The organism is Psychroflexus halocasei (genome assembly GCF_900107595.1).
GTDB lineage: Bacteria > Bacteroidota > Bacteroidia > Flavobacteriales > Flavobacteriaceae > Psychroflexus > Psychroflexus halocasei.
Genome location: NZ_FNQF01000008.1, coordinates 63,362 through 88,435, shown reverse-complemented (window position 1 = coordinate 88,435; position 25,074 = coordinate 63,362). Strand labels below are relative to the sequence as shown.

Annotated in this window: 22 protein-coding genes; 13 read left to right on the top strand and 9 right to left on the bottom strand. The window is 35.2% G+C overall.

The window, feature by feature from the left end; genetic code table 11:
- The first annotated feature begins 9 nt into the window (after positions 1–9).
- Genes BLV84_RS10140 through truB form a run of 3 tightly spaced genes read left to right on the top strand, consistent with a single transcriptional unit; the run spans position 10 to position 1,759 of the window.
- Complete coding sequence (locus tag BLV84_RS10140; protein ID WP_093244573.1) at positions 10–270, top strand: DUF3098 domain-containing protein; 261 nt, start codon at positions 10–12, stop codon at positions 268–270.
- Positions 270–1,061, top strand: a complete 792-nt coding sequence (locus BLV84_RS10135; protein ID WP_093244569.1) for an undecaprenyl-diphosphate phosphatase — start codon at positions 270–272, stop codon at positions 1,059–1,061. The genes BLV84_RS10140 and BLV84_RS10135 overlap by 1 nt, the downstream gene beginning before the upstream one ends.
- The gene (gene truB, locus BLV84_RS10130; RefSeq protein WP_093244713.1) at positions 1,061–1,759 is read left to right on the top strand and encodes a tRNA pseudouridine(55) synthase TruB; all 699 of its coding nucleotides are present in this window, start codon (positions 1,061–1,063) and stop codon (positions 1,757–1,759) included. Before BLV84_RS10135 ends, truB begins: the two co-directional genes overlap by 1 nt.
- Here the strand turns inward: truB and BLV84_RS10125 are convergent, their stop codons facing one another.
- Positions 1,760–2,377 (bottom strand): thioredoxin family protein, encoded by a 618-nt coding sequence (locus BLV84_RS10125; protein ID WP_093244566.1) that lies wholly within the window; start codon positions 2,375–2,377, stop codon positions 1,760–1,762. It lies immediately after the preceding gene.
- Positions 2,378–2,671: 294 nt separating this feature from the next.
- On the opposite strand from BLV84_RS10125, the gene BLV84_RS10120 reads away from it, so the two are divergent.
- The 8 genes from BLV84_RS10120 to BLV84_RS10085 all read left to right on the top strand — a co-directional run bounded on the left by BLV84_RS10120 (position 2,672) and on the right by BLV84_RS10085 (position 14,888).
- Complete coding sequence (locus BLV84_RS10120; protein ID WP_093244563.1) at positions 2,672–4,978, top strand: T9SS-dependent choice-of-anchor J family protein; 2,307 nt, start codon at positions 2,672–2,674, stop codon at positions 4,976–4,978.
- Between the two features lie 326 nt (positions 4,979–5,304).
- Complete coding sequence (locus BLV84_RS10115; RefSeq protein WP_093244562.1) at positions 5,305–8,517, top strand: SusC/RagA family TonB-linked outer membrane protein; 3,213 nt, start codon at positions 5,305–5,307, stop codon at positions 8,515–8,517.
- Positions 8,518–8,528: 11 nt separating this feature from the next.
- Entirely contained in the window at positions 8,529–9,977 is a 1,449-nt protein-coding gene (locus BLV84_RS10110) for a SusD/RagB family nutrient-binding outer membrane lipoprotein (protein WP_093244561.1), read from the top strand.
- A 79-nt stretch (positions 9,978–10,056) separates the two neighbouring features.
- On the top strand, positions 10,057–10,611 hold the full coding sequence (locus BLV84_RS10105; RefSeq protein ID WP_093244560.1) for a DNA-3-methyladenine glycosylase I: 555 nt from the start codon (positions 10,057–10,059) through the stop codon (positions 10,609–10,611).
- 131 nt (positions 10,612–10,742) lie between these two features.
- Entirely contained in the window at positions 10,743–12,500 is a 1,758-nt protein-coding gene (gene aspS / locus BLV84_RS10100) for an aspartate--tRNA ligase (protein WP_093244559.1), read from the top strand.
- Positions 12,501–12,543: 43 nt separating this feature from the next.
- Entirely contained in the window at positions 12,544–14,337 is a 1,794-nt protein-coding gene (locus BLV84_RS10095; protein WP_093244558.1) for a chloride channel protein, read from the top strand.
- Between the two features lie 8 nt (positions 14,338–14,345).
- Positions 14,346–14,582: a hypothetical protein gene (locus BLV84_RS10090; RefSeq protein WP_093244557.1), complete on the top strand. Its 237-nt coding sequence runs from the start codon at positions 14,346–14,348 to the stop codon at positions 14,580–14,582.
- A 114-nt stretch (positions 14,583–14,696) separates the two neighbouring features.
- Positions 14,697–14,888 (top strand): cold-shock protein, encoded by a 192-nt coding sequence (locus BLV84_RS10085; RefSeq protein ID WP_093244556.1) that lies wholly within the window; start codon positions 14,697–14,699, stop codon positions 14,886–14,888.
- 201 nt (positions 14,889–15,089) lie between these two features.
- Here the strand turns inward: BLV84_RS10085 and rpmF are convergent, their stop codons facing one another.
- Genes rpmF through pdxA form a run of 3 tightly spaced genes read right to left on the bottom strand, consistent with a single transcriptional unit; the run spans position 15,090 to position 16,953 of the window.
- Positions 15,090–15,293, bottom strand: a complete 204-nt coding sequence (gene rpmF / locus BLV84_RS10080) for a 50S ribosomal protein L32 (protein ID WP_093244555.1) — start codon at positions 15,291–15,293, stop codon at positions 15,090–15,092.
- 11 nt (positions 15,294–15,304) lie between these two features.
- Positions 15,305–15,844, bottom strand: coding sequence for a YceD family protein (locus BLV84_RS10075; protein WP_317041018.1), 540 nt, complete (start codon positions 15,842–15,844; stop codon positions 15,305–15,307).
- A gap of 50 nt (positions 15,845–15,894) precedes the next feature.
- Positions 15,895–16,953, bottom strand: a complete 1,059-nt coding sequence (gene pdxA, locus BLV84_RS10070; RefSeq protein ID WP_093244553.1) for a 4-hydroxythreonine-4-phosphate dehydrogenase PdxA — start codon at positions 16,951–16,953, stop codon at positions 15,895–15,897.
- A gap of 50 nt (positions 16,954–17,003) precedes the next feature.
- Here pdxA and BLV84_RS10065 point away from each other — a divergent pair, with 50 nt between their 5' ends.
- Entirely contained in the window at positions 17,004–17,591 is a 588-nt protein-coding gene (locus tag BLV84_RS10065) for a riboflavin synthase (protein ID WP_093244552.1), read from the top strand.
- Here the strand turns inward: BLV84_RS10065 and BLV84_RS10060 are convergent.
- The 5 genes from BLV84_RS10060 to BLV84_RS10040 all read right to left on the bottom strand — a co-directional run bounded on the left by BLV84_RS10060 (position 17,588) and on the right by BLV84_RS10040 (position 23,493).
- Complete coding sequence (locus BLV84_RS10060) at positions 17,588–18,109, bottom strand: 1-acyl-sn-glycerol-3-phosphate acyltransferase (RefSeq protein WP_234953133.1); 522 nt, start codon at positions 18,107–18,109, stop codon at positions 17,588–17,590. The two genes, BLV84_RS10065 and BLV84_RS10060, sit on opposite strands and share 4 nt — an antisense overlap.
- A 49-nt stretch (positions 18,110–18,158) precedes the next feature.
- Entirely contained in the window at positions 18,159–18,596 is a 438-nt protein-coding gene (locus BLV84_RS10055; RefSeq protein WP_093244550.1) for a TlpA family protein disulfide reductase, read from the bottom strand.
- Positions 18,597–18,664: 68 nt separating this feature from the next.
- Positions 18,665–21,022 carry a TonB-dependent receptor gene (locus tag BLV84_RS10050; protein WP_093244549.1) on the bottom strand — a complete coding sequence of 786 codons (2,358 nt, stop codon included), beginning with the start codon at positions 21,020–21,022 and terminating at the stop codon, positions 18,665–18,667.
- Positions 21,023–21,301: 279 nt separating this feature from the next.
- Positions 21,302–23,014, bottom strand: a complete 1,713-nt coding sequence (locus BLV84_RS10045) for a DUF6029 family protein (protein WP_093244548.1) — start codon at positions 23,012–23,014, stop codon at positions 21,302–21,304.
- A 2-nt stretch (positions 23,015–23,016) separates the two neighbouring features.
- Positions 23,017–23,493: a TlpA family protein disulfide reductase gene (locus tag BLV84_RS10040; RefSeq protein WP_093244547.1), complete on the bottom strand. Its 477-nt coding sequence runs from the start codon at positions 23,491–23,493 to the stop codon at positions 23,017–23,019.
- Between the two features lie 116 nt (positions 23,494–23,609).
- Between BLV84_RS10040 and BLV84_RS12700 the strand changes: the two genes are divergently transcribed.
- On the top strand, positions 23,610–25,073 hold the full coding sequence (locus tag BLV84_RS12700) for a T9SS type A sorting domain-containing protein (protein WP_093244546.1): 1,464 nt from the start codon (positions 23,610–23,612) through the stop codon (positions 25,071–25,073).
- The last annotated feature ends 1 nt before the right edge of the window (position 25,074 follow it).

The following is a 25,074-nucleotide window of genomic DNA, read 5'->3' as shown; positions in this document are numbered from 1 at the left end:
CTCAATATTATGGGAGAGAAAAAACGTAGACAGGAAAGCGAAATTGATAAAAACTTTGTTTTTGAAAAAAAGAACTACAAGTTTATGTTGATTGGCTTGGCCGTGATCGCTTTAGGTTTTATCCTGATGGCTGGCGGTGGAAGTGATGATCCTGAAGTTTTTAATCCTGAAATTTATAATTGGCAACGTATTCGTTTAGCTCCGACTCTTATTCTGATTGGTTTCGCAATTGAGGTTTACGCCATACTACTTAAGCCTTCAGGTGATTAATGGATATTTTAGATGCTAGTATTTTAGGGGTTATTCAGGGTTTAACTGAGTTCCTGCCAGTTTCGTCAAGCGGACATTTAGAGCTTGGGAAAGCGCTTTTAGGTGACCATAGTTTGCCAAAAGAATCTATGCTTTTTACAGTTGTACTGCACTTTGCAACAGCATTGAGCACCGTTGTTATTTTCAGAAAAGATATTTTAGAAATCATCAAAGGTTTGTTTCAGTTTCAATGGAATGAATCTTCTCGTTTTTCTTTAAAAATTATCATTTCGATGATTCCTGCAGCTTTAGTGGGTTATTTTTTTGAAAGCCAAATGGAAGTCTTGTTTGGTGATAATATTGTGCTAGTTGGTTTTATGTTAATTGTAACAGCGCTTTTATTATGGCTAACCGATAAAGCGAAAAGCACACCTAAAAAAGTAAGTTATGGAAATGCTTTCGTGATTGGTGTTGCACAGGCGATAGCAATTTTGCCAGGAATTTCGAGAAGCGGCTCTACAATTGCAACATCAGTTTTGTTAGGAAATGATAAAACACAAGCAGCGCGTTTTTCTTTTTTAATGGTTGTGCCTTTAATTTTTGGAAAAATAGCCAAGGATTTACTTGATGGAAATGTTTTTCAAAGTCAGGTAGATTTTATGAGTTTGAGTGTAGGATTTCTGGCTGCATTCCTCACAGGCTTATTCGCTTGTACATGGATGATTAGTCTTGTTAAAAAAAGCAAGCTTAAATATTTCTCAATTTACTGTTTTGTTGTTGGTGTGATTGCAATTATTTTAACTCAAGTATGATGCGTGACTTAACTTTAGAAGATTTTAAAGAAGGACAATTAATCTGCTTTGATAAGCCTTTAGGGTGGACTTCATTTCAGGTAGTCAATAAAGTGAGATGGTTGATTAAAAGGAAGTTTGGCATTAAGAAAATAAAAGTTGGACATGCAGGAACTTTAGATCCTTTAGCAACAGGTTTGGTGATTTTGTGCACTGGCAAATACACAAAGCAAATCGAAAGCTTGATGGGGCAAACTAAAGTTTACATAGGTGAAATAACACTAGGTGCGACACGTCCGTCGTACGATATGGAGACAGAAATCGATCAGACTTTTGAAACTAAACATATCACTTCAGATTTATTAGAAGAAGTCCGTCAAGAATTTTTGGGAGAAATTATGCAACAGCCACCAATTTTTTCTGCCTTAAAGAAAGATGGAAAAAAACTGTATGAGTATGCGAGAAAAGGAGAGGAGGTTGAGATTCCGAAACGCCAAGTTCTAATAGATGACTTTCAGCTAACAAAATTTGATTTGCCAAAGTTTGAATTTAAAGTCACTTGTAGTAAAGGAACATATATCAGAAGTTTAGCTCATGATTATGGAATGGCTGTCAAATCAGGCGCCTACTTAAGTGCTTTAAAAAGAACTCAAATAGGCGACTATAAAATTTCAAATGCGTTAAGCATTGAAGGTTTTGAAGATATGATGAAAGCCTAATTAAGCTTTATTATTCTCTTCTAAAAGTTTGATAAGGTCTTCAATTATATTTTGTCCTTTGTCCTTATTATACCATTGTTGTAAAACAGTTTTGGAGTCGGCTGTAAATTTGCCGTCATTTTTGGCCTTTTCTTCTTCAACAAGTTTCGTTGCTGCTGCAGAACGAGGTCCCCATGTGTAAAGAATCTTTTCCTCTGAAGAATCAATAGCAATGAGTTTAGGGATAGATTGCCCGCCGTTAGTCAAGAAAGCATTGATTAAATCTTGGTATTCATCCCTTAAAATGACTTTTAATGTGATCAAAGAGTTAAGGGAGCTTATTTTTTCCATTACAGGAAGTGCTGTCGCTGCATCACCACACCAGCCTTCAGCAATAACTAGCCATGTTTGAGGTTTAGAAATGTTAATGATTCTTTCCTTTTGTTCATCATTAATCTTGACTGTTTTCTCCCAGCGTTTCATTCTTTGAACGCCGAGTTTCGAAAATTCTAAATAAGTTTCATCTTGAGTATTTCCTGTAGCTTGACCTTTTTCTAACAATTCGTTTACAAGAGCTTTGTAGTCATTGTAGCTCATTGATTGATCAAGGTGTTTTTTGACGATTTTATATGAATCCATAATTAATTTTGAATATAATTTCAACAAAGTTACAACTCAAAAATCACTAAAAGGCTGATTTAAATCATCTTTAGGAATTTGAAAACCTTCATGAAATTTTTGTTATACGCTAACCACTCAAGTATAAGCCAATTGGCTTATACCGAATCTTATCAATATGCGTAATTTAAATTTTTAAATCAATACTATTTAAGGCCATAAATGATTTAGGATTTAAAAATTTAACGTTTTTAAGTTTTTATTAGTTGTTTTTTGCTTAGTTTTACAATTCATTAACTTAAAAATCATAACAATATGAAAAAAATTACATTTTTAATGATGTCATTTATGATGTTTGCTTTCGGGTATGCACAAGATGCCATCATTACAGGTTATGTTGATTCTCCTTGCCCTGGTGCAGATGGAAGAACAATAGAAATTTACGTTAACGGAACGGTTGATTTTACAGACTGGAATCTTGCAAGACAATCTAATGGAGGTGGTTTTACAACAAATGTTGATTTAACTTCATTAGGAAGCTTAACAGATGAATTTGCTTATGTTACAAACGATGAAGCAACTTTGGATGTTGAATTTACGATTAACTCCACAACACACAACGTAATTGAGAATTCGGTTATTAGCAGTAATGGAGATGATGCTTTTCAAATTACTGATGCTGGTGATGTTGTCGTGGATAGATTTGGAGAAGAAAACGTAGATGGAACGGGAACTGCTTGGGAGCATGTCGATACTTATTATTATCGTAACGATGGAGCAACAGCTAATGCAGGTGCTTTTGATCCTGCTAACTGGACTTTTGGAACGCAAGATGCGCTTGATGGTTTAGGTTTGTGCAACTCTTCAACACCATTGAGTGATACAGTTCCATTTGGGTCATATATGTCGACTGTATCTAATCCGGGTGAGTCTTGTGCAAATCCTATAGCAATTACTGGTTTACCTTACACTACATCTGATGATACTGCTAATTATGGTGATAATTATGATAATGTTGATAGTCCATGTAGTTCTCTTTATTTAAGTGGTGATGAGGCAATTTATGCTTTTACACCGGCAAATAATATGGCTGTCAATATTAGTTTTTATAATGTTTCCGTCGATTACTCTGCAATTCATGTTTTAGATGCTTGTTTAGATGATAGCCCAAATTGTGTGGCTTTTGAAGGAAATTCTAACTCAATTGATAGAAATTTAGAGGGTGTATATTTGACAGGTGGACAAACCTATTATATTGTTATTTCAACATGGGCTACGCCACAAAGTGTGCAATATGAATTAAGTATAGAAGAAATTACTTGTCCTGCTCCTGCTGATGTTGTGTTTAGTAATATCACACAGACTTCTGCTGATGTTTCATGGACATCTTTTGGATCAGAAACCGAATGGGAGATTCTTTATGGTGAAACAGGCTTTGATCCATTAGTTGATGGAACTTCAGTTGCAGATAATGATGGAACTTTAGGTGAAACTTTATCAGGTTTAACTTTAGGTACTACTTATGATGTCTATGTTAGAGCAATGTGTTCTGCAACAGATATGAGTGATTGGACGGCTGTGGAGACTTTTTCAACAGCTTGTGATATCATAAATACAGCTTATACTGAAGATTTTGAATCTGTATCAAGTTTACCAGCTTGTTGGTCAGTTATTAATCAAGGTGGAGCGAATGAGTGGGTGTTTGAATCAAGTCCAGATGGTGGCGCTCAAAGCGGAGATAATGTGATGAAAATTAGATATAATTCTTCTGCTCATGATGATTACTTAATTATGCCAGCAACTGAAGTTATTGCAGGAACTACAGATATGGTTTCTTTTTCTTTAAGATCAAGAGCTTCTAGTCTTTTAGAACCTTTTGAAGTTGTTTTATCTACAACTGATAATATGTCGGACACATCTTTTGATGAAGTTCTTCAAGCTGAAATGGATGCTCCAGATACTTGGACGCAATACGAGTTCGATTTATCGGCTTATGCAGGTCAAACTGTTTATGTTGCGATTAGAGCGACTGGTACTGATGAATTTGAATTATATGCTGACGACTTTGCGTTTGGAACAAATACAGTTTGTGCAGCTCCAACCGATGTGATGTTTACAAATATAGATGACACCTCTGCTGATGTTGCTTGGTTAGAAAACGGAACAGCAACTGAATGGGAAATTCTTTACGGAGAGGCAGGATTTGATCCTCTTGTAGATGGAACGTCTATCATTGATAATGATGGAACATTAGGTGAGACACTAACAGGTTTAACTGCAGCGACAGATTATGATGTTTATGTTCGTGCGCTTTGCGGACCAAGCGATGAAAGCAGTTGGTTTGGGCCTGCGGCTTTCACAACAACGACTTTAGGTTTAGAATCTGTAGGTTTCGATAATTTTTCTTATTATCCTAACCCTGTGAAAAACGAGTTAGTTTTAAAAGCAGGTCAAGTAATTGATCAGATAGATATCTATAATTTGAGAGGTCAAGTTCTAATGTCGGAAAATGTTGAAAGTATTAATGCAAAAATTAATTTACAAAAACTTCAGTCAGGTATTTACTTGATGAAGGTAAAAATTAACAATGCAACTAAGACATTTAAGTTGATCAGAGAATAAATAAACGAAAGTTTCTTTTTGTTAAAGCAAGCTATGTAAATAGCTTGCTTTTTTGTTTTTAAGAGTTTTTAGTACAATATACCTATGTTTTTGAGAATGATGTTCAATGATGTCTTAAACATACATTGAATGAGTCTCAATTGATTAAAATTAAAAAAGATGATTTTGATAACATCATTGGGTAAGCTTGCCTATGCTGCAATAAGCGTGTTATTTATTAACATAATAAATGTTAAAAAGTTAAACAATTAACCTAATATGGATTTTAGGCTTTGTTTTTAACATATAATTTATATATTCGTTCTATAACTTAAAAAACCTTACTCATGAACAAAGTCAAAAACACAGTCTTGTTATTGTTCACCTTGTTAAGTGCAGGAATGTTTGCACAACAAGTGACGGTGACAGGTGCTGTTAAAGATGCAGACGGGATTCCTTTACCAGGTGTAAATATTTTGGTAAAAGGAACGTCAAATGGTACTCAGACTGACTTCGATGGTCAGTTTACCATTCAAGCAGAAACAGGTGAAACACTTGTTTTTTCTTATCTAGGCATGAAAACTCAAGAGATTGGAGTTTCAGGTGATGCCGAAATTGAAGTCGTTTTAGAAAGCGACGCAAACAAACTAGATGAAGTAGTTGTTACTGCTCTCGGTATCAAACGAGAAAAGAAATCACTTGGTTACGCAACACAAGAAGTTGGTGGTGAAGAGGTTTCTGATGTGGCAACACAAAACTTTACAAATGCACTTTCAGGTAAAGTGGCAGGATTAAAGGTTAAATCTTCAGGTACAATGGGTGGTTCTACCAACGTTGTGATTAGAGGTAATGCTTCATTAACAGGTAACAACCAAGCTTTATTTGTTGTTGATGGTACGCCGATCATTAACCAGAACTCAAACACTGGAGACCAACAAACAGGTCGTGGTGGTTATGACTACGGTAATGCTGCTTCTGATATTAACCCAGACAATATTGAGTCAATCAATATTTTAAGAGGTGCTGCGGCAACTGCACTTTATGGTGAAAGAGCTGCCAACGGTGCGATTGTTATTGAAACAAAAAAAGGAGCACGAAACAAAGGAATGGGCGTAAGCATTCGTTCATCTGTCACTTTTGCTGATGTTAACAAAGAGACCTTGCCTAAATATCAAAAAAAGTATGGAGCTGGTTATGCACCAACTTATGATACAGGAGATGGTTTTTGGTTAACTGACTTAGATGGTGATGGTATCGACGAAGAAACAACAGTGTTTACAGCAGATGCTTCTTATGGTGCTAGATTTGATCCAAATAGAATGATTTACCAATGGAATTCTATTTATCCTGAATTAGATACGTATTTACAAGCAACACCTTGGACTGCGGCTAAGCATACACCTAATGATATTTGGGAGACTGGCCACACAACAATCAACTCAGTTGCTTTGGATGGAGGTAATGAAGATGGGAATTTTAGAATTTCTTACACAAATTTAAATCAAAAAGGAACTTTACCGAACAGTAGAATCAAGAGAGATAATATTAAATTCTCAGGATCTCATGATTTAACTGATCGTCTGACAGCTGCTGCAAATGTAACTTTTATTAAAACTGATGGTAAAGGTCGTTTCGGTACGGGTTATGATGGTCAGAACTTAATGCAGACTTTCAGACAGTGGCATCAAATGAATGTTGATCTTTATGATCAAAGAGATGCATATTTCAGCACTCGCAAAAACATCACTTGGAACCCGAATAGTGCTTTTAATAGAACGCCTATTTATACTGACAACCCTTACTGGGTAAGATATGAAAATTATCAAACGGATACGAGAAACAGATACTACGGTAATGTTAATTTGAATTACAAAATTAGTGATGTCTTTAGTGTTTTAGGGCGTTTTACTTTTGATACTTATAGTGAGTTGCAAGAAGAGCGAATCAATGTAGGTTCTGCGGCGGTATCTAGTTATTCTAGATTTGATAATCGTGTTGCGGAGTATAACTATGATTTGATTCTTAACTTTAATAAAGACTTGACTTCTGATTTAAATCTTGATGGTAACATCGGTTTTAACTTAAGAAGAAATGAACAAACCTTTATCAGAGCTGCAACTAATGGTGGTTTAAATGCGCCTGGTTTTTATGCTCTAAGTAACAGTAAAGATCCAATTAATCCACCTTTAGAGTATGAGGCAGACGAAATGGTTGATGGTATTTTTGCAAGAGCAAGTCTTGGCTATTTAAGCACATATTATTTAGAAGCAACAATCCGTCGTGATCGCTCTTCGACTTTACCAAGTTCTGACAATACTTATTATTATCCTTCAGTATCAACAAGTATTTTATTATCAAATATTATTAATGAAGACTGGTTAGGTTTTGCGAAGTTACGAGCTAACTTTGCACAAGTTGGTAGTGCAACAAATCCATATGAGGTCTTTAATACTTATGTGGTGAGTACGCCATTTAATGGTCAAGGCTCTGCAAGTTTAAGTAGTACTTTAAACAACTTGAATCTTAAATCTGAAACATCAACTTCTTACGAGGTAGGTTTAGAGTCTAGCTTTATCGATGATCGTGTAAACTTTGATATTTCTTACTACCGTACACGTACAGAAGATCAAATTACGCCAGTGCCAATTTCTACTGCAACAGGTTATTCAAGAAAATTATTGAATGCTGGTGAGATAGAAAACAAAGGTGTTGAAGTTTTAGTTGGTTTAGTGCCAGTGAGAACTGAAGATTTTAGCTGGAATATGAATGTGAACTGGTCTAAAAATGAAAATGAAGTGATCAGTTTAAGAGATGGTATTAACAACCTTCAATTGGCAAGTTTCCAAGGAGGTGTTTCAATAAACGCAGCGCCTGGTCAGCCTTATGGAGCTATCAGAGGTACTGACTATGTTTACGATAATCAGGGTAACAAAATTGTTGGTGCTGATGGATACTACGAAGTAACATCAAATAATAATGAAATTATTGGTAATATTCAGCCTGACTGGAATGCTGGTATTACAAACACGTTCAAATATAAAAACTTATCATTTAGTTTCTTGATTGATATTCAGGAAGGTGGAGATATTTTCTCTCTTGATACATGGTATGGTATGGCAACTGGTTTGTATGATGTGACTGCAGGTCTTAATGATTTAGGCAACGAAATGCGTGCGCCAATTGCTGATGGCGGTGGAGTTATTCTACCAGGTGTTGATGCAAGTGGAAACCAAAATACAGTGAGAATCCCTGCTGGCTCAACATCAGACAGTCCTTATGGTTACTCTAATGATGCTAACAGAGGTCATGTTTATGATGCATCTTTTATCAAATTAAGAGAGATGAGTTTAACTTACAGTTTAGACGATAAGTTAGTAGAAAAGCTACCATTTACTGGAGCTTCATTATCTTTAATTGGTCGTAACTTATGGATTATTGATAAAAATATGCCTTACTCTGACCCAGAAGCAGGTTTAAGTTCAGGTAACATCCAAGGTTACCAATCAGGTGCTTACCCTTCTGCTAGAGAATATGGTGTGAATGTTAAACTTAAATTTTAAAAAATAATAGGATGAAAAAATATATAATAACATTCATAGTTGTCTCTTTATTCATCGGCTGTGCTGATGACGACAAGTATGAAAGATTAAATGAAGATCCTAAAAACCCTACAACGGTGAGTGAAGATTTTCTCTTCACAAGTGCTGTTGTAAGTTTAGGGGATTTGTTAGCGAGTCCAAATGTTAATACGAATATTTACAGATTTGTTTCTCAGTATTTAACATCTACGGAATATTTAGATGAGCCAAACTATAAGTTGGTTTCAAGAAACGTTCCTCAAACACAATGGTCTGAAACATACCGTGATGTGTTGTTGGATTTAGATGATGCAAAATCATATATCGAAGAAAAAGAAAATTTAACGCAAGCAGAAAAAGATGCGAGATTAGGGCAAATAGAAGTCATTCAAGTTTATGCATGGCAAATGCTTGTGGATACTTTCGGAGATGTCCCTTACACTGAAGCATTGAGAGCTCAAGAAATCACAAACCCAGTTTATGATGATGCTTCTGGTATCTATGAAGATTTATTGACAAGAATCCAAGCGGCAAGAACTATGCTTCAAGCAGGTCAAGGTTTTTCAGGTCCAGATGTGATTTACATGGGAGACATGGCAAAATGGGAGAAGTTTGCTAATTCATTACAATTAAGATTAGCTTTAAGAGTTGCTGACGTTTCTGGTATGCAATCTATGGCGCAGACTGCTGCTGAAGATGCAATCAGTTCTAGTGCAGGCGTAATGGCAAGTAATGCTGATAATGCTGTGATTCAATATCAGAGTTCACCTCCGAACACAAACCCATTGTGGGAAGATTTAGTTCAGTCAGGTCGTTCTGATTATGTTTCTGCAAACACAATTGTAGATATTATGAATGACTTAGATGATCCACGTCGTTCTTATTACTTTGATGATAACTTAGGTGCTGGTGTATTTGATGGTGGGACTTATGGTGGTTCTAACACATATGCTAATTACACGCACATTGGTGACGCTTTTAAAGACCCTACACATCCAGGTATCTATATGGATTATGCTGAGGTTTCATTTTTATTAGCTGAAGCTGCAGCAAGAACTTATGCAACACCATCAACAGCTGATGTTCATTATGAAGATGGAATCACTGCTTCTATGAATTATGCTGGAATTACGAATGCTGCTGATATTTCAGCTTATATAGCGCAACCAGATGTTGCTTATGACGCAACAAACTGGAGAGAAAGCATTGGAGAGCAATTCTGGATTGCAATGTTTGATAATCCTTTCCAAGGATGGGCTGTATGGAGAAAGTTTGATGCACCTACATTTAACTTGCCAGAAGACACAAACAACCCAGTTCCGTTGAGATATACATATCCTGTGAGCGAGCAAAACCTGAATGAAAGTAATTATAATGCTGCTTCAAGTGCAATTGGAGGAGATGAGCAACAAACTGCTTTATTCTGGGATACGATGCAATAAATATTTGAATTAGTTTTTTAAACTAGATTTATAAGCGGCTGGACTTAGTGTTCAGCCGCTTTTTTTATAAATTTATAGAATGAAAAAGAAAAAATGTGACTGGTGTTTAGAAAGTCAACTTTATGAAGATTACCACGATAATGAGTGGGGTAAGCCACTACATGATGATCAGAAGTTATTTGAATTTCTTGTATTAGAAAGTTTTCAAGCAGGTTTAAGTTGGTTGACTATTCTCAAAAAAAGAGAAAATTTTCGACAAGCATTTAACGACTTTGAAATAGATGAAGTTGCTGATTATACCGATGATAAAATTGAAGAATTATCCAAAAATGCTGGAATTGTAAGAAATAAGCTAAAAATTAAAGCTGCGATTAACAACGCAAAGTGCGTCAAAAAAGTTCAAAAGGAACACGGTAGCTTCAATGATTTTTTATGGTCTTATGTTGATTATAAACCTTTACAAACCAATTTTATGACCATTAATGATGTCCCTTCTCAAACAGAATTGAGTCAGAAAATCTGTAAAGATCTCAAGAAAAAGGGTTTCAAGTTTCTCGGTCCAACCATTATTTACGCCTTTATGCAAGCAACAAGCATGACAAACGATCACCTTTTAGAGTGTCCTTCACGTTAAAATACACAAGATTTTCTCAATGGAAAATTATAGGAAACTAAGAAATATGACATAAATAATTTTTTCTGAAGAGTCTATGTTTACGACCTATAACTTCTTACTTTTGCAAATCGATTTACAATAGAAAAAAAATGTACAGAACGCACGATAACAACACGTTAAACTTAAAGAATTTAGGCGAAAAAGTAAAGCTCTCAGGTTGGGCACAAACAATTAGAGATAAGGGTTTTATCATCTGGATTGATATCCGTGATCGGTACGGAATGACGCAACTTGTCTTTGATGCTGAGCGAACGCCAGAAGCTGTTGTTAAAAAAGCGAGAGAAATCGGAAGAGAGTATGTGATTCAAATTGAAGGAGAAGTCATTGAAAGAGAGTCAAAAAATAAAAATATTTCGACTGGTGAAATTGAGATTTTAGTTGAGGATTTAAAGATTTTAAACGCATCTAAAACACCACCATTCACAATTGAAGATGAGACTGATGGAGGCGAAGATTTACGAATGAAATACAGATATCTTGATTTAAGACGTTCTCCTGTTAAAAATAAATTGCTTTTCAGAAGTAAAGTCTCAATGGCAATCAGAAACTACTTGAGCCAAAAAGACTTTGTAGATGTAGAAACACCTTATTTGATTAAATCGACTCCAGAAGGTGCTCGAGATTTTGTTGTGCCAAGCCGTATGAACGAAGGTCAATTTTACGCATTGCCTCAATCTCCGCAAACATTTAAGCAGTTGTTGATGGTTGGCGGACTTGATAAGTATTTTCAAATTGTCAAATGTTTTAGAGATGAAGATTTAAGAGCAGATAGGCAACCAGAATTTACGCAAATTGACTGCGAAATGTCTTTTGTTGATCAAGAAGAAATTTTAGAAACTTTTGAAGATTTAACTAAACATTTATTGAAAGAAATCAATGGTGTTGAAATAGAGAAATTTCCAAGAATGACTTATGCTGATGCCATGCGTAAGTATGGAAATGACAAACCAGATATCCGTTTTGGGATGGAGTTTGGTGAACTCAATGAAGTGACTCAACATAAAGAATTTAAAGTTTTTAATGAAGCTGAGCTTGTCGTTGGTATAGCAATCTCTGGAGGGGCAAGCTATTCAAGAAAAGAGATCGATAAACTTATCGATTGGGTCAGAAGACCTCAAGTGGGAGCTAAAGGTATGGTTTACGTTAAATGTAATGATGATGGCAGTTTTAAGTCTTCAGTTGATAAGTTTTACGATCAAGATGATTTAAAAGCTTGGGCTGAAAAAACCGGCGCTCAACCTGGCGATTTAATCGCTGTTTTGTCTGGAGATGTCAATGAAACAAGAGCACAACTGAGTGCTTTAAGAATGGAAATGGCAACGCGTTTAGGCCTAAGAAAAGCTGATGAATTTGCACCATTATGGGTCGTCGATTTTCCATTGTTAGAATGGGATGAAGACTCAAAACGTTTTCACGCGATGCATCATCCGTTCACTTCACCAAAAACCGAAGATCTTGATAAACTTAAATCAAACCCAGGTGAGGTAAGAGCAAACGCTTATGATTTGGTTTTAAACGGAAACGAAATCGGTGGCGGTTCTATACGTATTCATGATAAGGAAACGCAATCTAAAATGTTTGACTATCTTGGTTTTTCTGAAGAAGAGGCAAGAGCACAATTTGGTTTCTTGATGGATGCTTTTGAATATGGAGCACCTCCACACGGCGGAATCGCTTTTGGTTTAGATCGATTAGTGGCTATTTTAGGCGGCCAAGAAAGTATACGTGATTTTATTGCTTTCCCTAAAAATAACTCTGGACGTGATATCATGATAGATGCGCCAGCTCAATTAAGCACTGATCAACTCAAAGAACTCAATATCGAGGTGAAACTCTCTCTTGATTAAGTTTTTACTGAGTTTAAAAGGAATTTAAAACAAAGCTTTTAAAATGAAATCTTTTAAACAAGTATCGGTTTTGCAGAAGTTTTTGCTTTGGAAGACTAAACATCTTTCTGAGCAGCAATTCACGCTTATACTCAGCGCGATTATAGGTTTTACTGCTGGTCTTGGAGCAGTCGCGATTAAGAACTTGACGCACTTTATGCAAGAGTTGCTTGAAGGTGAGTTTATTGTTAATTATCACCATGCGTTTTATTTTATTTTCCCAGTGATAGGTTTAGCGATTGTCTATTTTATTATAAAATATTTAATCAGAAAACCTTTGGGTCACGGAATTCCTTCAACTTTATATGCTATTTCAAAGAAGAAAGGCATTATGGAGCGCTTTCAGATGTACGCTTCCTTAATTACTGCACCTATTACTGTTGGTTTTGGTGGTTCTGTTGGTTTAGAGGGACCGACAGTAGCGACAGGTGCATCATTGGGTTCTAATATTTCGAGAATGTTCCGCATGAACCAAAGTATGCGTACACTTTTGATTGGTTGTGCAGCTGCAGGAGCAATGTCTTCAATTTTTAAAGCGCCCATCGCAGCGATTATTTTTGCTATAGAAGTCTTCAGTCTCGACTTAACCTTGGTGAGTATGCTGCCGCTCTTGACGGCATCGGTTTCAGCTATTTTAACTTCTTATTTCTTTTTTGGCTCAGATACAATTATTCCTTTTGTTTTAGAGGATGATTTCACCATTTCACAAGTGCCATTTTATGTTGTTTTAGGATGCATTTCAGCCTTGGGTTCTATTTATTTTACAAGTGTTTATTTCAAGGTACAGAAGCTTTTTCTGTCTATTAAGAATTCTTTTTTAAGATTAATTTTGGCGGGTTTAGGCTTGGGAATTATCCTGTATTTTATACCTCCACTTTATGGTGAGGGCTATGGAGTCATCAATAGTTTGCTCGCTGAAAATTATCAAGAAGCCTTACAGACAAATTTTTTCGATGCTTTTCTTGATAATATTTGGGTCGTTATTATTTTGCTAGCAGGCTTGGTTGTCTTTAAAATTTTTGCAACCTCCTTAACTTTTGCCGCAGGTGGAGTTGGAGGTATTTTCGCTCCTGTTCTTTTTATGGGCAGTGCTTTAGGGCACTGTTTTGCTTTGTTAGTAAATCATTTGGGCTTTCTTAATAAACCGATATCAGTTGGAAGTTTTACAATGGTTGGTATGGCAGGTTTAATGGCTGGCGTGCTTCATGCGCCTTTAACAGCAATCTTCTTAATTGCTGAATTAACTGGAGGCTATGCTCTTTTTGTACCTCTGATGATTACAGCCTTAATTTCATATTTGATCACACATGCATTTCAGCCACATTCGGTTTATACAATGGAATTGGCGCAAAGAGGAGAATTGTTGACGCATGATAAAGATAAAACAATATTAACTTTACTTGAGATAAGAAAAGTGATTGAAAAAAACTTTCAAGTGCTTACAGAGAATATGACTTTAGGTGATATTGTAAAAGAAGGTGTTGTTAAATCATCCAGAAATATTTTTCCAGTTGTTGATGAAGATTATAACTTTAAGGGAATAATTTTATTAGATAATATCAGGACGATCATGTTTGATCAGAAGATGTATGAGAAAGTCAAAGTCTATGATTTAATGCAAAATGCACCTGATGTTATTGATTTGAAGGATTCTAGAATGCAGACAATTATGAATAAATTTCAAAAAACAGATGCTTGGAATTTACCAGTTGTCAAGGACGGAAAATATATCGGATTTATTTCTAAATCGAAATTATTAACAGCTTATCGACAAAAGTTGATTGAAGTGACAGTATAAATTAAATTATGAGAACACTTATTATAATCGTATTCATCATTATTGCTCTTAGTTTTGGTGTGGGTTTCTACATCAAGCTATATGATGATGCAAAAATGGGCGAAGTTATTATCGGTTTGTCTGTGCTGGCAAGCTCGTTCATTTTGATGCCTTTATTTCTTTATCATAGATGGAAAGGCAAGAGGTTAGAGGATTACACACTGACAAAGGAAAAAATGGATAAGATGAAAGGCAAAGATTTGTAAGCTATTCTTTCTTAATTCTTTATAAATAAAAAAAAATCAAATAAAATGTGTTTTATTTAATTCTCTATCATTTTTATTATGTAGTTTTGTGCAATTATTAATTATTATTATATTATGCAAGGTAAAGTAAAATTTTTCAATGAGTCAAAAGGTTACGGATTCATTACAAACGACGAAACAGGAGAAGACATTTTTGTACACGTCACAAGTTTAGACGGCGAATCTTTAAATGAAGGTGACGCTGTAGAGTACACAGAAGAAGAAGGCAGAAAAGGAATGAACGCAGCTAACGTGCGTTTGATCTAATCAAATAAAACATTTTTTTTCAATTTCCAAAGGCTACTTTCGAGTAGCCTTTTTTATGCTTAATACTTTTTTATCTAATAAAAAAGCAAGAGCGGTAACCTGACTTCAGTTATTGTCTTGCTATTGCCTCTTAAATAAGAACCAACAAAAAAACTCTTCCATAAAGATGAAAGAGTGCATTTTATGAGAAGAAAGTTGAAACTATTCTACAGCTTCTACCTCTTCAGTATTGTCGATAAGAACTTTACCTCTGTAATAAAGTTTTCCTTCATGCCAGTGTGCTCTGTGGTATAAGTGAGCTTCACCAGTTGTTGAATCTGTTGCGATTTGAGGCGTAGCAGCTTTTAAATGTGTACGTCTTTTATCTCTTCTTGTTTTTGAGGTCTTTCTCTTTGGATGTGCCATTACTCAACTATTTATTCGTTTAATAATTTTTTTAAATCTTCCCATCTTGGGTCAATCTCTTCTTCGTCTTTATTATCGTTCTCAGCTTCGGGCTGATAATCTTCTAATCTATCTAAAATCTCTGAGTTTAATGTTCCGTCTTCTACACCAGGATGAATCCTTTTCTGAGGGATTGCTAACACAATTGCCTCGTAGATGTATTGCTTGACATCGATTTCATACTCAGACCACGGTAAGATTAAAACATCTTCATGATCGTCGTTGTATTCTTCGCCAAACTTGACAACAAGCTCTAGTCTGTTTTGAATTTTTTGATCATAAGCTTCTGTTGAAACATCACAATCTAAATTCATAACGCCAGTCAAATCAAAAGTGAACTCAAGCATATTTGCTTTTTTATTGAGCTCAATATTAGCTTTAACATCAGCTGTATTGAAATCGTCATACTCAAAAAACTCAAAGAACTCGTCTTTAATATGGTAATCAAACTGGTGCTTTCCTTCCTTTAGGCCTACAAATTTTATGGTGTAAGCATTTTTCTCTTCCATCATAACATCAGTTTTGAGCGTGCAAATATATAAAAATTTTCTAAGAAACTATTTTATTTTCTATTATTATGAGATGTTTTTTGAGGCTCTAATGCATTCTTTTTGAGATTGATATATTCCATCCTATTTTTATAGATTTTGATAGAAGTAAATATCGCTTCATTAAAAGAGTTTGCATTGGCCTTTCCTTTCCCTGCAATGTCAAATGCTGTTCCGTGGTCAGGAGACGTACGAACTCTATTTAAACCAGCGGTATAATTAACGCCTTCGCCAAATGATAATGTTTTAAAAGGAATTAAACCTTGGTCGTGATAGGCTGCGAGTATCGCATCAAATTTTTTATGTTGTTTTGTACCAAAAAAGCTATCGGCTGCATAGGGTCCAAAGACAAATTTACCAGCATCAACGAATTTTTTTAGCGCAGGCTTGATGATTTCTTCATCTTCCAGACCGATAACACCATTATCTCCGCTGTGTGGATTGACACCTAAAACTGCAATTTTTGGCGTTTCGACACCGAAATCCATCTTTAATGAATTATGTATCGCATTCACTTTGTCTTGAAGACTTTTAGTCGTGATGTGATTAGAGATGTCTTTAATAGGAACGTGATCTGTTAATAAACCAACTTTAATAGATTCAGAAACCATGAACATGAGGCTTTCACCTTTCAGTTCTTGCGCTAAATAATCTGTATGTCCAGGAAAGTTGAATTTATCAGATTGTATTGAGTTTTTATTGATGGGTGCTGTGACTAAGGTTTGTACATCATTTTTTATCAAAGCTTGAGTCGCCGCTTCTAAAGACTTCACGGCGTATTCACCTATCAGCTTGTCTTCTTCGCCAAAGTTAATTTTCACGCCTTCCTTCCAAACATTAACAACGTTTATTTTTCCATCTATGGCTTTATCAGCAGAAGGGATGCCGTTAAATTGAACTTTTGTTTTAAAATGTTTAGAAAAGAAAGACATCATTTTTGAATTTGCAAAAATGACTGGTGTAAACAACTCTAGCATGCGTTTGTCTTCCAAAGATTTTAAGATAATTTCTGGACCAATACCATTCATATCTCCAATACTTATTCCGACCTTTATAATTGATTGATTTCTCATGAAATTCGTCTATTTTTGTACTCACAAAGGTAAATAAATAATCTACAACTATGTTTACAGGCATCATTGAAACCTTAGGAGAGGTTAAGAATATCCAGAAAAATAATTCAAATATTGATTTTACTTTTAAATCTGATTTTACACAAGAATTGAAAATCGACCAAAGTGTGGCGCATAACGGTGTTTGTTTAACTGTTGTTTCCATTGAGGATGACAATTATACGGTAACAGCGATTCAGGAAACTTTAGATAAAACGAATCTGGGCAATCTTAAAACTGGCGATCTTATTAACCTTGAACGCGGCATGCGTATGAATGCACATTTAGATGGACATATTGTGCAAGGCCATGTTGATCAAACTGCTGTTTGCGAAAAAATAGAAGACCAAGATGGAAGCTGGAAATTTACTTTTAGATATAGCCCTGAACAAAAAAATGTGACTATCGAAAAAGGCTCAATCACGATTAATGGTGTGAGTTTAACAGTGGTTGATTCTGAGTTAGATGCTTTTAGTGTTGCGATTATCCCATTTACTTATGAGCATACAACTTTTAAGTATATTAAAGTAGGCGATACTGTCAATTTAGAATTTGATGTGATTGGAAAATATGTTAAGCGATTAATGCAGTTGTCTTAATCTTTCTTCCCTTTAATTCCGTTATAAAAACTTCTGATTTCTAGCATATCTTTTTCAATATCACCAGTGGTATAAAATGGAGGTGCAATTTTGACGATTCTGTTTTTATAATCTAATGCCATTCTGACGATAGGCACTTTTGCTTGATGAGCGATATGGTAAAATCCTGTTTTCCAAGTATCCACTTTTTGTCGTGTGCCTTCAGGAGCAATGGCTAATCTGAATATTTTCTTTTCTTCAAAAAGGCGAACGGTTTGCTCAACTGTTTTTCCTTTTTTTGAACGGTCGATTGGTGCGCCGCCCATCCAACGAAAGTAAGCTCCAAAAGGCCATTTAAAAAGTTCTTTTTTGGCTACATAATTAATTTCAACACCTGTAGCACTTCTGATGTAAGCACCCAAAAAGAAGTCATGCCAACTTGTATGTGGCGCGGCTGTGATGATGCATTTTTTGATTTCAGGAGGTATGTTGCCTTCAATTTTCCACCCTAAAATGCTTTGAAATATGAATTTATACAAAATTTATTTGCGTCAAAATGAAATACGAAAATAAGCTTTCTTGTTGATATTACTGCGTTTTCATCTCAGCTAAACTGTAGATAATTCTGTTTTGCGCATTGGGTTGAGACCCGAAAATACTTTGCGTGATGTTTAAACTCTTGTCGATGAGTAGCCAATGCGGTGTGCCTTCACATTGAAATTGATCGTAAGCATAGTGATTTTCATCAATAAAAACGTCTAAAGGAAGTTCAGGTGTGGAGAAGATGCTTTCGATATCTATTCTATTGACGCTAAAACTAAAGTTAGAATGTATCAATATCACTTGAATGCCATATTCTTCTTTAAGCTCATAAGCAAAAGGAATTGCACGACCTGTGCAGCCTAAGCAATCATTGTTGTAAAATAATACCAATGTTGTTTTTCCTTTAAAGAATTCTGCTTCTAAAGGATGTTTATTTAAGTCAACATCTTTAATGTTCTCGAAGTTTTTTAACCAATCTGCCATAATTCAAAAATATAAAAAAAACCCTGAATAAATCAGGGTTTTCTTACAGCTAATTTTCAATATAAATTTTAGAAATTTAATTCTATACCAACTAAAAAGTTAATGCCAGCTTGCGGATAGTATCCTGCACCTCCCATGGTTTCTGTATTGCCATTTGAAGTAACATCATAAGTGTAGAAGAATCCGTTAGACTCATATTCAATATCAAAAATATTGTTGACTAAACCTGTGAAAACAACACTTTCGAAAATTGGTGAATTTGTCCAGTTGTAAACCAAATTAATGTCATTGACGAAGTAATCACTTAAAATTGATTTTTCAGCATCAATATTTCCCATGTATTGCTCACCAACATATTTACTGAGCAAAGAAACTTGAAATTTATCATTTGGATGATAAATAAATTGGTTTCCTGCAATAATTTCAGGTGAAAAAGAAATATTTGTGTCTCCTAAATTTTGCAATGAGCCATCAAGCTTTGCATAAAAATCTAGGTTTTTATTTCTGCTGATTGCCACATTAGGTCTGATGCTGAAATTAGAGCTGAGCAGAATTGAGGCATCAACCTCCAAACCTAAACGGTAACTTTTACCGCTTGTTTCTCTAATTGGCGAGCCAACATCATCAAGTGCGCCAGTAAGAACCATTTGGTTGTTGTAATGCATATAGTAGAGGTTTGTGTTGATTTGAAGTTTGTCGTTATTTAATCTCCAGCCTAATTCAAAATCATCGAGTTCTTCTGCTTTAGTAATACCGTTTTCAAAATCTGACCTTCTAGGCTCGCGATGTGCTTTTCCGTAAGATGCGTAAAATTGATTCATGTGATTTAACTGATAACTCAAACCTGCTTTTGGGTTAAAAAACTCATAGTTTTGATCGACATCTAAAGGTATTTTATCTGATGATAAACCATCTGTTTTGTAAGTGATAAATCGACCTTGCAAATCAAGAAATGCTTGCCACTGATCACTAAATTTGTAAGTTGCTTTGCTGAAAATAGTGTACTCATTCTTTGTTCCGTTACTGTCGTAATAATGATCATAAATTTCAGAATCGCCAGCATATTCACTCCAAATCACTTCACCAAAATGATCGTTTGTGTAATAGCTGTAAAAAAGACCTGTTGTAATATTAAGGTTATTTGATTTGTAGCTAGCATCCGAACTGACAACAAAATAATCATTGTCTAGCCAACGCCTTCTGATAAGGTCAGCTTCATTAACGGGTGCATTTTCAATATCATGAAAGTCTAAATCAGCGTCTTCTTTATATTGTTCAAAGAAACCTCTTCCGTTGGTATAATTCAAACTGAGTTTACTTGACCAATTTGAGTTATAATCCTGATGCCAATGCAGTTGATAATGATCTTGTTTGTAAGAATCTATTTCGTTTTCATAGAATTTGATATTTCCATTTTTATCGGTGTATTCTCCAGCTGAATTGTATGTTCTGTCATCTTTTAATTGATCGCCTTCAATTCCATTCCAAGCTTGGTAAGTTTCTTGTTCGCCGCCAAATGTCAAAGCTTTAATGTAAGTGTTTTCATAAGAATAAACACCTTGTACGAAATAAGATTTAAGGTCGGAAGTTGCTCTGTCGATATAACCATCAGACTTGATTTGTGATAAACGCCCCGAGATTTCAATATTAGAATCTAACATGCCTGTACTGTATTTCAAAGTATGCTTTCTTGTATTGAAAGAACCATAAGAATTTGCAAGTGAGCCGCTTGCTTTAGATGAAGCAGCTTCAGTTAAAATGTTAAGACTGGCACCAAAAGCACCAGAACCATTTGTTGAAGTTCCAACACCACGCTGAAGCTGAAGGTTTTGTGTTGTTGAGGCAAAATCTGGTAAATTAACCCAAAAAGTCCCTTGACTTTCTTGATCATTATAAGGAATTCCATTAATTGTGACGTTCACACGTGAAGCATCACTACCACGAACACGAATCCCAGAATATCCAACGCCATTTCCTGCGTCAGTTGTTGTGACAACCGAAGGAATATAGTTCATCAAACTCGGTATATCTTGACCTAAATTACGTTGTTTGATTTCCTTTTTATTTAAGTTGGAATGTGTGATTGGAGAGTCAGCTTTCACTCTTACCGAGCTTACCAGAACCTCGTTGAGTTCTTCAATTGTTGACTCCCATTGAAGGTTGATGGTTTTGTTTTCAGTAAGTTTTAAATCGATTTCTTTTTTGTTGCCATAAGCAAATACTAATGTGTATTCGCCCTTAGGTATTTTGAGTTCATAGTTTCCATTCGGCCCAGTAAAAGTGTGATGATTTTCGTTTTTTGTGTAAACATCAACAGCTTCTATACCTTGATTGTTCAATGTTACTTGACCTTTGATTGTGAATTCTTGAGCGTAGCTCATGAGGCTTGCAAGAAGGCAGACCTTCATAAATAATAATGTTTTCATCCGTAAAAAATTCTACGAATAAAAGGGGTTATTATTCAATTGTTTTAAGTGTTAAAATAAAAAATCCTGAGAACCACTTTGGTCGTCAGGAGTGTTGCGCGCAATCTTAAGCCTTTCGGCTTTTTCAATTTTCCCTTGGCAGCATTATCCGCCCAGGTTCATTGGGTATAATCTCAGTCTTGCTTTCACAAAACACCCCTTTGAGATGTGCTGCAAAGATATGATAAATTTAATGTGTAAAAAAATGCTTTGAGAGACTTTTCTTACACATTAAATTTTTTAAAATGCTGTGTTGAATGAGAGCGATAGGCCAGAACTTTCTGGGACATATCGGCAAACGCCACCGACACAAACTAATCCACCTCTTTGTCTTCCGTAATTTAAAGCAATTCGAGAAGCACCGCGTCTATAGGAGCCGCCAAAGTTGTAATAATGAATTTGTTTATCAGGATCATCATTGCCATAGTTCCACATGTCAGAAACATAAAAGGATAAATTTTCATTCACGTTAAATTCTGCTGTTCCTGCAGCCCAATCCTTTCTGTCTTCCGTTGCCCACATGTGTTCAAGCTCTAATCTTATAGAACGAGAATTTGTAAAGTTGTAGGTTGCTTCCCCAACCACAACATTTGCTTTAACTAAATCGCCACCGCCCATAAAGCGTTGGTCATAATACTGATTGATATAATCAAAACCTAAATGCCATGTTTCGTTTACTTTTTTCTTGATAGAAAGATTGTAATCTGAAAAGTATTTTTTTCCTCTTCCTAAGAAATCTGTATCATAATCAGGAGGGTTGAATGTGTATGTGCCAGGTAAATTGCTCCACATAGATCCGTTAAGGGAGATGTTCGTTCCGTATTTACCACCTAAAGAAGTTCCTTTTTTAAATGTATAATATAAATCGATTTGTCCACCAGTTTCACCAGCTTTCATGATTGCAGCGTCTTCAAAGAGAACAGCGTTTTGAGCTTGGTACACATAGATGTTAGCTAATTGTGAGTGATGTTGTTTTGTCAAAGCTGGTGTAAAATTGACAACTTTGTCTAAATAATCAATGCTTGTCGTGATTTCACCGTTAGATGCTGTGTATATTGAAGGTTGTCGTTCAGAATAAAAACTCATATTTTCTAAACGACGTAATGAAACATCAATACCTAAACCTGATTTAGAATAACCAAAATTCAATCTTGCGGCGTGGCCAGGTTTTGCAAAGTCTGGACTTAGTTTATTTTGCACGTCAAGTAAGCCATCTTTTGTCTTGTAATTTAATTCTGTATTGATGTAAAAAGAATTAATCATATAATCTGCTCTAAACGAAAAAGCATTTGTCAATTCTTCATAATCAGCATTGTCAAAAGGCAACTCTTCATATCGGCCGACATAACTCAACCCAATTGATAAGTCTTGGTTTTTTTCGTATAAATTTAAAGTTTCGCCTAAAAGAAACTCGGCATTGAAGCCAAAAATATCTCCTTTGGCGACATCAAATCCTGAGCGTTGTCTGCCGTACAAAATTGTAAATTCTGTGTTGTATGTAGGGGAGTATTTAACACGCGCGCCACGTAAAGCTGTATTGATCCCTAAAGCGCGGTCTTCCCAAGCTCTTAGAATCATGCCGCTTCCAAATTGCTCGTAAAAATGACCTAGCGTAAAATCAAATTTTTCTGTTTTGTAATTCACAAAGTAAGTTCCTAAATCAATGCCTTCAAATTGTGGGTTATAATTTAAAAGAGCATTTTCCTCATAAGCTTCTAATTGTCCGCCTATGGTTAAACCGCCTATCGCGTAATTAAGTGAAAGGTATGAGTTAGATCTTAGTGGGTCGTTGGGTTCTTGAGTGCCAAGGCCATCGTCTTCAAAGTATCTTTGGATATTGGTTTCTAAGCCTCCGTAAACTCTTCCCCAATCTTTTTTGTTTTTACTTAAGGTGTCTTCTTGAGCAAAAGTAGAAATTGTGCTCAAAACCAGGAGTAAAGTAAATATTCTCATTCTTAAAGCGTCTTGATTGTTTCGAATAACTCAGCTTCTGCACCTTGGCTATAACCGTTAACAATTTTTACAATTTTATGATTTTTTACAATTATTGTATAGGGAATATTAACAATTGAGAGTGCGCGTTTTAATTCTTGGTTATCATCAATTAAGACTTTGTATGGCCAACCTCTCCCGTTAAGAAGGGGTCTGATTCTGCGTTGAGTTCTAGCATCGTCAATTGAAATTGCAATAAGTTCCATGTTGACTTCGTCCGTCCATTCATCGTAATTTTCACTAATAGCTTCTAGTTCTCTGATGCATGGAGCACACCAAGTTGCCCAAAATGAAAACACGTAAACCTTGTCTTTTTCGCCATAATTTTTTGAAATATTGACAGGTTTATTTTTTAAATCTTTAATCGTGATGTTTGGCATTTTTTCTTGGGCCGATAGGCCAATACTTACAAAAAATAATAGGTAAAAGAATGATCTCATTAATAATTTATTTATCTGTTTAATTTATCGCTAAAAATAAAATAATATTTTTAATATTAACTAAATTTTAATAAAACATCTTTTTATATATTTGAAGCGAATTAAAAATATACCTCATGAAACATTATTTACTCTTTACATTATTTGCTTTTAGTGTCTTTACTGCATCTGCACAAATAGCTGATGGCTCTGTTGCTCCAGATTTTACTGCAACTGATATTGATGGAAACACTCACTCACTTTCAGATTATTTAGCAGAAGGAAAAACTGTGATCTTGAACGTCTCTGCGACTTGGTGTGGACCTTGTTGGAATTATAAATCTCAAGGTCACTTATCAAATATTTACGAAACTTATGGGCCTAATGGGTCAGATGAAGTTGTGGTACTTTACGTTGAAGGTGATCCTTCAACTGGAATGAATGAACTCAATGGAATTGGGAATACAGTTGGTAATTGGGTTGAAAACACACCTTTTCCTATCATTGATAATGCTGCAATTGCAAATAGCTATCAAATTTCTTATTACCCAACTGTTTTCAGAATTTGTCCTGATGGCTTAGTTTACGAAGCAGGGCAATTAACTGGTTCTCAATTTGAAAGTATTATTCAATCTTCATTTGGTTGTGATATGGCATTAACTGGTATTTCAGAAAAAGCTTTAGCTTCAGTTGATGATGTTAATCTATGCGACGATAATACAGCAGCTGATTTGAGTGTGACAGTTAATAATTACGGTATAAACCCTATTACGTCTGTTACTTTAGGAATAAATGATGGATCACAAATCACTCAAATTACAGAGTCAGTTTCTATACCTAAATGGGGTAATGCACCTGTAACTATCAATACTGTACTATCAAATGCTAATGATTATTCTGTTTCAATTACAGGAATTAATGGCAATGCTATGGCTGCAGAAAATATTATGACACAAGATTTTGAGGTGAATTCTGCTGTTCAAGCTCTTGAGAACATTGAAATTCATATCCATACAGATTTTTATCCAGCTGAGGCTTCATGGAAATTATACGACAGTAATGATGTTGAGATTGCTGCAGGCGGCCCTTATCAGGCGGGAACAGCAGATCAGTTTGGAGGTGGTGGTCCAGATGCGAATACAACAATTGTACACAATGTTCAATTACCAATGGTTGATGAGTGTTATAGACTAGAGTTATCTGATTCTTTTGGTGACGGATGGGGAAATACCCCAAGTAATCATGAGGCAGGTGCTTCTATATTTTTTGACAATGCAGAAATTTACAATATTGTTGTCGGTAATTTTGGGGGTAGTTTATCTATTGATAATATCGTCAAAAGAGTTCAATCTCTTGGAAATGAATCGATGGTTTTTGAGCAATTTGCAATGTATCCTAACCCGTCTGAAGGTCAGGTGAATTTCAAATCAGACGACAATTTTTCTTTAAAAATTTATGCTTTAAATGGTCAATTGGTTTATGAGAGTTTAGAAATGCAAAAGCAATCTCAAATCGATTTATCTCAACTTGCTAAAGGAATTTATTTAACCAAAGTAACTATTGGAAATCACACAAAAACAGAAAAATTAATTTTAAAATAAC